The sequence below is a fragment of the Ectothiorhodospira lacustris genome (genome assembly GCF_022227785.1).
GTDB lineage: Bacteria > Pseudomonadota > Gammaproteobacteria > Ectothiorhodospirales > Ectothiorhodospiraceae > Ectothiorhodospira > Ectothiorhodospira lacustris.
The window spans coordinates 1-9,555 of sequence record NZ_JAJNQM010000103.1 but is presented as its reverse complement, the minus strand read 5'-3'; the positions used below and the strand labels follow the sequence as shown (position 1 = coordinate 9,555).

General features: G+C 65.1%; 9 protein-coding genes. 6 read left to right on the top strand and 3 right to left on the bottom strand.

The features are described 5' to 3' along the window. The first annotated feature begins 166 nt into the window (after window positions 1-166). Window positions 167-1,441 (top strand): UvrD-helicase domain-containing protein, encoded by a 1,275-nt coding sequence (locus LQ952_RS14500; protein ID WP_238623336.1) that lies wholly within the window; start codon window positions 167-169, stop codon window positions 1,439-1,441. Beyond that, window positions 1,402-1,635 carry a 3'-5' exonuclease gene (locus LQ952_RS14495; protein ID WP_238623335.1) on the top strand — a complete coding sequence of 78 codons (234 nt, stop codon included), beginning with the start codon at window positions 1,402-1,404 and terminating at the stop codon, window positions 1,633-1,635. The genes LQ952_RS14500 and LQ952_RS14495 overlap by 40 nt, the downstream gene beginning before the upstream one ends. Here LQ952_RS14495 and LQ952_RS14490 read toward each other — a convergent pair. From LQ952_RS14490 to LQ952_RS14480, 3 genes are read right to left on the bottom strand one after another with little or no spacing between them, the layout of a single operon-like run. Then, entirely contained in the window at window positions 1,622-3,175 is a 1,554-nt protein-coding gene (locus LQ952_RS14490; protein ID WP_238623334.1) for a GTPase family protein, read from the bottom strand. The genes LQ952_RS14495 and LQ952_RS14490 overlap by 14 nt on opposite strands. Further along, window positions 3,172-4,377 (bottom strand): YcjF family protein, encoded by a 1,206-nt coding sequence (locus LQ952_RS14485; RefSeq protein WP_238623333.1) that lies wholly within the window; start codon window positions 4,375-4,377, stop codon window positions 3,172-3,174. Before LQ952_RS14485 ends, LQ952_RS14490 begins: the two co-directional genes overlap by 4 nt. Continuing rightward, a complete protein-coding gene (locus LQ952_RS14480; protein ID WP_238623332.1) occupies window positions 4,374-5,180 on the bottom strand; it encodes an alpha/beta fold hydrolase in 807 nt (268 codons plus the stop codon). Before LQ952_RS14480 ends, LQ952_RS14485 begins: the two co-directional genes overlap by 4 nt. Before the next feature lie 110 nt (window positions 5,181-5,290). On the opposite strand from LQ952_RS14480, the gene LQ952_RS14475 reads away from it, so the two are divergent. The 4 genes from LQ952_RS14475 to LQ952_RS14460 form a co-directional block, all read left to right on the top strand. Continuing rightward, a complete protein-coding gene (locus LQ952_RS14475; RefSeq protein ID WP_238623331.1) occupies window positions 5,291-6,643 on the top strand; it encodes a M48 family metalloprotease in 1,353 nt (450 codons plus the stop codon). 35 nt (window positions 6,644-6,678) lie between these two features. Further along, the gene (locus tag LQ952_RS14470) at window positions 6,679-7,323 is read left to right on the top strand and encodes a VTT domain-containing protein (RefSeq protein ID WP_238623330.1); all 645 of its coding nucleotides are present in this window, start codon (window positions 6,679-6,681) and stop codon (window positions 7,321-7,323) included. Window positions 7,324-7,572: 249 nt separating this feature from the next. Beyond that, window positions 7,573-8,292: a DUF3581 domain-containing protein gene (locus tag LQ952_RS14465; RefSeq protein WP_238623329.1), complete on the top strand. Its 720-nt coding sequence runs from the start codon at window positions 7,573-7,575 to the stop codon at window positions 8,290-8,292. A 500-nt stretch (window positions 8,293-8,792) separates the two neighbouring features. Further along, the coding region (locus LQ952_RS14460; protein ID WP_238623328.1) for a DUF2254 domain-containing protein at window positions 8,793-9,555 on the top strand (763 nt) is incomplete at its 3' end.

Genomic DNA, 9,555 nt, shown 5'->3' with positions numbered 1-9,555 from the left:
TATCTCTATGTTTTTAAAATACTTATTGGTAAATTAAAATCTGGGGATACCTCAGGGTGCGTTCCACCACGCGCCTATCCCCTGCACCTGACGGGCGGCGGCGGTAGATACCAGCGATTTTGCCGGTGCCCTGCAGCGGGAACAGACCCGGCGCAGTTTCTGTGTGGTGGAGGATGATCAGGCCCTGGAGGGGATGCTGTCGGCGCCTTTGGAGAAATGGCGGATTTTCCTGCATCCCACCCAGCGTCGTCTGGTGGCATGGGATGTGGCCGGGCCGGTGCGGGTATTGGGTGGCGCCGGTACCGGCAAGACGGTGGTGGCCATGCACCGTGCCCGGTGGCTGGTGCGTCGTGGGGCGGAGGCGACGCCGGGCCGGGTGCTGTTCACCACCTTCACCGCCAATCTGGCGGTGGATATTCAGGAGAATCTGCGCCACATCTGCACCCCGGAGGAACTGGCCCGAATCGAGGTCATTCACATCGACGCCTGGGTGAGTCGGTTTCTCAAATCCAGACAGTATCCCCACCAGATTGTGTATGAAGGTCACGAGCAGTACCGGCATTGCTGGCGGCTGGCCCTGGATGCCCGCCCGGTTGACCCGGATTTGCCGGAGAGTTTTTATCGGGACGAGTGGGAGCGGGTCATCCTGCCCCAGCGGGTGACCGATGAACGCCGGTATTTTCGTGCCAGACGAACGGGGCGGGGGGTGCCCCTGACCCGTCCGCAGCGGGCGGCCATCTGGCCTGTATTCGAGACATTGCGGATTCAGTTGCATCAGCGCGGCTTGCGGACCAGCGAGGATGCCACCCAGGATGCCGCCGATGTGCTGGCCTCCGACCAGGTGCCGCCCCCTTACGCCGCCGTGGTGGTGGACGAGGCCCAGGACATGGGGCCGCAGGTGATGGCCCTGTTGCGGCGCATGGTGCCCCAGGGGAAAAACGATCTGTTCATTGTCGGCGACGGGCATCAGCGCATTTACCGCCGCCAGTATGCCTTGAGTGACTGCGGCATCGAGGTCCGGGGTCGCAGTCGCAAGCTCAGGATCAATTACCGGACCACCGAGGAGATTCGCCGTTTTGCCACCGCCCTGCTGGAAGGGCAAACCGTGGATGATCTGGATGGCGGCGAGGATCGGGGCAGTGATTGCCGTTCCCTGATGCACGGCAGGCCGCCGGTGATCCGGCGGTTTGCCGCCCTGGCCGAGGAACTGGCCTTCCTGGTGGAGACCATATCCGATCTGAAGGGGGAGGGTGAAGGCCCTGGTGATATTTGTGTGGTGGCCAGGACCAATGCCCTGCTGGATGCCTGTGAGCAGGCGTTGTCGGCGGCGGGCATCCACACCCATCGTCTCAGCCGCAAGCAGGCCGATGCCCGTGGCCATGATGGGGTGCGGCTGGCACCATGCACCGGATCAAGGGTCTGGAGTTCCGTCATGTGCTGATCATGGCGGTGAATCAGGACGTGCTGCCCCTGCGTCAGGAAATGCAGCGTTCCACCGATCCCACCGAGCAACGGGCCAGCGAGCTGACGGAACGGGCCTTGTTCCACGTCGCCGCCACCCGGGCCATCCGCCAGCTGTTCGTATCCTGTTCCGGGGTGCCCAGTCCTTTTCTGGCGGATTTCATCCCTTCCTGATCAACTGCCGTGTCACCTCGGCGCCTGCCCGCCGCGCTTGTCGCCAGACCCGTTTCCAGTCACCGCCCAGGGCGGCGCGGGCGATGCGCAGGGCCCTGGCCCGGTGGGAACGATCCAGTTGGCCGAGTAATACGGCCCAGATGCGGTCCACCTGCCAGGCGGTCTCCAGGCTGTCCAGCCGTGCCGGCACGATCAGCGCCGGAGGGATGTCCAGATCCCGGGCCACGGCTTCCATCGCCCCCCGCATGGCCGCGGCCTTGGGCCGGTCCGGGTGTTCCAGGTCATAGGGCGGTGCCCATTCCCGTGCCGGCGAGAGCCGGTCCACATGGCTCAGGACCACCATCACCGGGGGCAGGATGCGGCCCGGCATCCGCTCCAGGGTCCGACGCAGGGTGGTCAGCGCCTCCAGATCCAGGGCACGATCCGCCCGGTGTGCCGGCACCACCCAGAGAATGCAGTCGCTCTCCGCCAGGGTGTCAATCAGGGCACGGAGTTGCGCCCGGTTTTCCAGTCCGGGGGTGTCGATGAGCACCAGTTCTTCCGCTCCGTCCCGTTGCAGCACGTAGCTGCCCGGTGTCCGGGTCAGGGGCAGGGCGTCCACGCCGGAAGCCCGGGTGCCCAGCAGGGCATTGACCAGGCTGGATTTGCCGGCATTGGTCTGCCCGGCCACGGTCACCCGCACCGGCCCCGGTGGCGGGGCCGGCGGCACGCCCGGCCCCCGGGCCTGGGCCGCGGCTTTGGCGTCCTCGGTCCGGTCATCCACCCGCAGGCGCCCCGAGTACAACTCGATGGCGGCCCGCCCCACTTCCTCCACCCAGATCCGCGCCCCGCGCCGACGCAGATACTCACCGGCCTCCCCCAGCATGGCCGAGATCATCTTTTCCCGGGCCGCAGCCAGGACCGCAGTGGCCGGGTTGATCCAGCGCACGGTGCGGTAGACCTGTGTCAGATGACCCAGCCAGCGGGCGCCGGTGAGGGCGGCGGGTTGCAGTTCCCACAGGCGCATCACCTGGTTGGCCCGGATCATGTGCGCACCCGGCACATGGTCCAGCATCACCCGCCGCAGTCGGGCGCTGACCCGCTCCGTCAGCAGCAGGGCCTCGGGCACCGTGAAGCCCCAGATCGCATGTCTCTCTTCGGGGTGATAGTGACGGGCCACCTGTTCGATGGTCTGCCGGGCCGTGGCCAGCATCAAATGCTGATCGGACAGGATGCGGGGCTCCACCTCACCGGCCAGGCGCTGGACCGTCTCCCAGGCCGCCAGATCCCGCCCGGACCAGTCGTCATCCGGCGCCGAGACCGGGGTTTCGTCATCGGTGGTGGTGTCCCGGCCCTGCAGGGCACGGCGCTGCAGCCACCAGCCGGTGCCGTAGACCAGCCCGCCCAGGACGGCGGCGATCCCCAGCCAGTGCAGCAGCCAGCCCTGCTGCCAGAGCCACAGGGCACCGAAGGGGATCAGGACGAGCAAGGGCGCCACCGCCAGTCCCAGGGCGGACACCAGGGCGCCCCAGCGTTCCCAGGGACCTTCGTTCCGCTTCATCGCCCGGACTCCGCCGGGGTGATCGTCTTTCCTTCACGGGGCTGTCTGAACATCACATAGGCCTCCTTGAGGGCGCCGCGAAAGGTCTCGGCCACCCCCTGCGGGGTGTCGATCCCCTGTCGTCGCTGTTCCAGGTAATGGCAGGCGGCCCGGCCCAGGGCATAGGTGATCGCCCCGCTGGCCACACCGGCCGCCGCCGCCCCGGCCACCTGTCCATAGACCGGGATCAGCTTGCCCAGCTGGCGGGCGGCAAAACCGGCCCCGATGCCCAGGGCCGTGCCCGTACCCAGGGACGCCAGAAAGGCCTTGAGGGTCCGACGGTCCCAGGGCAGGGCATAGACGCGGGCGATGCTGTGCAGCATCTTGCCTTGCAGGGTGGGGACCGTCACCACCCCCATCACGGGCACCAGATCGCAGACCCCGGCGGCGGTGGCATAGCCCAGGATATGGGGGTGGATACGAGCCTGCCGGGCATCCCGGCCATGCTGGGCCAGATCCATCAGCAGCCCGGCGCGGCCCTGGATACAGGCCTCGTCCAGGGCCTCGAGCAGTTCCGGCAGCCCGTAGTCGGTGTCCGAAAATCCCTCTGCCGGCAGGGTCAGATCCACCGGAACCGCCTGGAACGTACCGTCACCGGGCAGTCGGGCAAAGGTGTCGGCCTGGGCCTTTAGGACCCGATCCAGATCCACCAGTGCCGGTTCGTGGCGCCAGGCGCCCCTGGGAGGGTGATCCCGGCCGTCCGGATAGGCGTCATGGAGCCGGGTCTGGACCAGGATCACGGCCCAGTCCGGGTGTCTGCGCCGGATCTGTCCGAGGGCGGCCAGCAGGGCGTCCTGCTGTGGGTCCATGGCGCGGACCACGGCAATGACCCCATGGGCATGGCCTTCCACCACCGCCAGATCCGCCGCCGGATCATAATCCGCTTCCTCCAGGCCGCGAGTGTCCAGAAAGCGCACCACCGGTACATCGGGGGGAAACTCGTAGATCCGGGCGCTGGGGGTGCAGGGCTGAAAGGCATTACCGATTTCCGCCGCCGGATCGCCGGTGATGGCCCGCACAATGGAGGTCTTGCCCGACTGCACCTTGCCCAGCAGCCACAGCACCGGGGCCTGTTCACGGGCACCGGCGGCAATCTCCTCTTCCAGATCCGGTGCCGGATCGGGCCTGAGTACTGCATCCATCAACCGGCGCCAAGGCATCATGGGCCTTCTCCTTTATCGTTGTCTGCGTGTCGGTCCAGGAAACCCTGCAGGATCCGGCCAAAGGGTTCGGGGGCCTGGACATGCAGCCAGTGGCCCGTGCCCTTCAGGGTCATCAGCCGGGCGCGGGGAAAGCGGGCCTCGATCAGGGGACGGTACTCATCCTTGACGTAGTCGGAGCGTTCACCGCGAATGAACAGGGTAGGGCCTTCGTAGCGGGCGTCGATACCCGGATACCCCACCAGGGTGGGCAGGGCCTGCTGCAGGATGTCCAGGGGGATCCGCCAGCGAAACCCTTCCGGCCCTCGTTCCAGGTTCATGAGCAGGAACCGGCGCACCGCGGTTTCGGGAATGGCCCGGGCCAGGGCGATATCGGCATCTTCCCGGCGGGATAGGTCAGCCAGGGGCAGGTGTTGCAGGCTGTCTAGGATGTGGGTGTGTTCGCGGTCATCCAGGGCGTAGTCGACCGGGGCGATGTCCGCCACCACCAGGGCCCGGACCCGCTCGGGATGGTGCTGGGCCAGGGTCATGGCCACCTTGCCGCCCATGCTGTGCCCCACCACCAGGGCCTGTTCCAGGTCTTCCCGGTTCAGCAATGCCAGCAGATCGGTTGCCATGGCCGGGTAGTCCATCTGCAGGGTATGGGGAGACTGTCCATGATTGCGCAGGTCCGGCAGCAGTACCCGGTAACGCGCCGCCAGGGTTCGCGCGTGCCCCTGCCAGTTGACGCCGGACCCGTAGAGGCCGTGCAGCAGCAGCAGGGGCGGGCCGCTGCCCATGATCTTGTGATGGAGTCGCAGTGACATATCTTGATCGGCCTTGTCTGATACCCGATAGGTGAAGAAAGCTTGAAGCCATCCCGAAAGCGGTTAGACTGAAATCCGTCCGCTCTCCCGGAACGAAGGAGCCATCCATCATGGACCACAATCCCGGTCACCGTATTTTCCGGCGCCGCATGACCCGTCGTGATTTTCTCTGGCTGATGTCCGCCGGTTCCGCGGGGGTCGTGGTGCTGCCGGCACTCAAGGGCTGCGCCGTCGATCCGGTCACCGGTCAGCAGCGGCTAATGCTCATGTCCGAGCAGGAGGAGATCGCTGTGGACCGGCAGCATTCCCCCCACCAGTTCTCCAATGACTATGGTCTCCTGCGCGACAATCGTGTCAACAACTACGTGTCACAGGTCGGGAATTCCGTTGCCGAGGTCTCCCACCGGCCCCACATGCCGTATTCCTTCAATGTGGTCAATGCCAACTATATCAATGCCTACACCTTTCCGGGCGGCACCATGGCCTGCACCCGGGGCATCATGGTGGAGATGGAAGACGAGGCCGCCCTGGCGGCCCTGCTGGGGCACGAGACCGGTCACGTCAATGCCCGTCATACCGCCCGCCGCCAGACCACGGGCATCATTGCCGCCGTGGTCCTGGGGGGCGTGGGGATTGCGGCGGCCCAGTCCGAGCGCCTGTCCGGCTACAGCAACCTGATTTACGCGGTCAGCGCCGTGGGCGCCACCGCCCTGCTGGCCCATTACAGCCGCGAGAACGAACGGGAAGCCGATGCCCTGGGGCTGGAATACATGTCCAAGGCAGGCCAGAACCCTCAGGGCATGGTAGACCTGATGGACATGCTGCAGGGTATGTCGGATCGTCAGCCCAATGCCCTGGAGACCATGTTCTCCACCCATCCCATGAGCCAGGAACGGTTCGACACCGCCCAGCGGGAGGCCCGTTCACGCTATTCCTCGGATCTCAACCGCAACGTGGGGCGGGAGCGTTACATGGACAACACCGCCTCGTTGCGGCGCATCAAGCCGGCCATCAAGGAGCAGCAGGCCGGGGAGGCCCGCATGGCCCGGGAGCAGTACGCCCAGGCGGAACAGCATTTTGCCACCTCCCTGCGCCAGGCACCTAACGACTATCCGGGATTACTGCTCATGTCCAAAGCCAAAACCGCCCGGGGACAGCACCGGGAGGCGGAGCGTTATCTGCAGCAGGCCCGCAGTGCCTATCCGGACGAAGGGCAGGCCATTCATCTGAGCGGTATCAACCAGTTGGCACAAAATCGACCGGATGCGGCCTTGAGCCATTTCCAGCGTTATGAGCGGGTGCTGCCGGGCAATCCCAATACGGTGTTCCTGCAGGGCGTGGCTCACGAGAACATGCAGAACCGCCAGGCGGCGGCGCAGCAGTATCAGCGCTATGTGCAGATGGCGGGGACGCAGACCGAGCAGGGCCGCTACGCCGCCCAGCGTCTGCAGAGCTGGCGCTGAATAGGAAATCCCGCCTCTGGCTGGCCCTGATCCCGGTGATCATCGGGCTGCTGTTGGCCTTCTGGCAGCCCATCTCTCTGGATGCCCTGCTGGATTTCGGCCACCAGGCCGGCGCCCATCCCCTGGTGGCCGTGGGGCTGGTGCTGGTGCAGGCCTTGCTGCTCGCCCTGGCCTTGCCCGGCACCCTCATGCTCTGGGTGGTGGCCCCCATCTACTCCCCGCTGATGGCTGCAGGACTGCTCACGGCCGGCAGCGTCCTGGGTGCCTTCGGCGCTTATGAGATATCCCGGCACTTGCGCGGCCGGCGGCCACCGGATGTGGATGTCGGGCGCGTGGTCAACCTGCTCAAGGAGCGGGGGGATTTCCTCACCCAACTGGTGTTGCGGGTACTGCCGGGGTTTCCCCATTCGGTGATCAACTACGGCGCTGGAATGCTGGGACTGCCCCTGCTGCCGTTCCTGGCGGCCGCCGCCCTGGGGCTGGCGGTGAAGTGGGTGGTCTACGCCGCGGCGGTGCATACCCTGGTGGAAGTGGGGACCGGGGCGGAGGCGTTCGGCCTGGATTCGGTGGCGCCGTTGCTCATCCTGACCCTGTTTCTGGGCGTGGGCGCCCTGGTGCGGCACGCCCTCCAGACCCGCCGCGCCCGGCTTGACGAGACCCCGCGGCAGGATGGTTCGTGAAGGTTGTCTATTGACCGGGATGTTCACCAATCGTCATTCCCTCGCAGGTGGGAATTCAGAATTCCCGGTCCGCACATGGATCCCCGCCTACGCGGGGATGACATGGGTGGGGATGACGTGGGTCCAGACCCGCCGCGACCGGATTGGGCAGCAGGCCAGGAGTCTGGCGGGCTACATGCCTTTTTGCCGCCCCGGCTTGCTACACTACGCCCCCTCAAAAAACATCCGTCAGGCCAGAGAGGATCACCGGTGCCAAGCTATCTTGATGAATTTCACACCGTCGACAACGGTCTGGTGCGCGTCACGCCCGAACAGGCCAGCCGCTTTGCCAAGGAAGTGGCCGGGGATTTCAACCCGATTCATGACCCCGATGCCAAGCGCTTCTGCGTCCCCGGCGATCTGCTGTTCTGCCTGGTCCTGGCACGCTACGGGGTGAGCGCCCGCATGGCCTTCAGCTTCACCAGCATGGTGGGCGCCGGTGTCGGCCTGCATTTCCCCGCCACCGATGATGCCAACCTGGATATCACCGACGGCGGTGAGCGGGTCTATCTCAAGGTGGAACGGGCCGGCGAGGTCTCTCGGGACGCTGCCCTGTTGGAAGGCCTGACGAAACAGTACGCCGCCTTCTCCGGGCAGAACTTCCCCCATGTGATGGTGCCCCTGATGAAGGCACACGGCGTCATGGTCAATCCCCAGCGCCCGCTGGTGTTCTACGAAAGCATGGCCCTGGAGTTCACCCGCCTGCCCACGGAGGCACCGGCGCTGAGTTTCACCAACGCCACCATGACGGTCAACGGCAAGCGCGGCGACGTGGTTCTGGAATTTGCTCTCACCGCCTCCGGCGAACAGGTGGGCACCGGCCGCAAGAAACTGGTCATCTCCGGCCTGAGACCCTTCGAACAGGACGTGGTGGACGACCTGGTCAGTCAGTATGACGGCTGGAAGGCGGCCTACCAGCCGTATCCATAAGCCCTACGGCTCCCGGGACCCCATAGGTCCCTGCCTTCTTTGCCCTCATCCCGGGACGTCCCCAGCCCCTCTCCCCGAGTCGTCCTCCCTGCCGTCACTCCCGCGAAGGCGGGAGTCCAGGCGTGCCTCTGGAGATTGATCACATTCACCCCAAGTCACTCCCGCGAAGGCGGGAGTCCAGGACTTTCAGTCGTTGACTGGATTCCCGCTTTCGCGGGAACGACTTATGTGCGAAACATTGAAAGAGGTCCTGAAATCAGGCTATGTTGAGCCAGACACGACCGCCAAGGATATCCCCGCCATGGCCCCACAGTGCCTGAAGGAACCAGTGAAGGCGTTCGGTGCTTGTCCAAGCACTGCCCGTGGCCTGTTCGCCCCCCCGGCCAATACAATCTCCACCATAAAGACGTACGCTACATGGCTTTATCCCAAAAGTGTTTATCCGCCATGCTGCGTATGGCCGATAAATACTTACATGTTCGGTCGCGGAGGAAACGCGAATGAATCATGAGGTGTCGCCGCTGCAGTTCGTCAAGTACTGGAAACGCGTGCGTTCCAGTTTCTGGTTTGTGCCGACGGTCATGGCCACCTTGGCCGTGCTGTTGGCTCCCCTGGGTGCCGCCGTGGACAAGCCGGTGACGGCGTGGTTGGCGCTCAACCTGGGCTGGACGTTCAAGGGTGGAGCGGAAGGCGCGAGCGCCGTCCTGGGCATCATCGCTGGATCGATGATTACCATCGCTGGTGTGGTCTTTTCTATGACGCTGGTAGCCCTCTCGCTCACTTCTTCCCAGTTGGGATCCCGTTTGCTGCGCACCTTCATGAGAGATACCAGCACACAGGTCGTGCTCGGAACCTTCATCGCCACCTTCTTGTATTGCCTGCTCGTCCTTCGCACGATCCACCGTGTGGAGGAGGTCGAGTTCGTCCCGCACCTGTCGGTCAGCCTGGGCGTTGCACTTGCGGTGGCGAGTGTAGGGGTCTTGATTTACTTCATCCATCATGTGTCTGTTTCCATCCAGGCCAACGAGATCGCCGGACGAATCGGCAAGGAATTGATCGAGAGCATCGACGATCTATTCCCGGAGCACATCGGGCCGGAAGGGCCACGGATCCCGGTGGGCCCTCCCGACGCGGGCTTCATCGGGGCGTTCGAGCGGGAAGCTCAGCCGGTCGTCGCGGACGGGGATGGCTATCTTCAGCTTATTGATGAGGACGCCCTGACGGCACTGGCGATGGAGAAGGATCTGGTCGTTCGAATGGAGC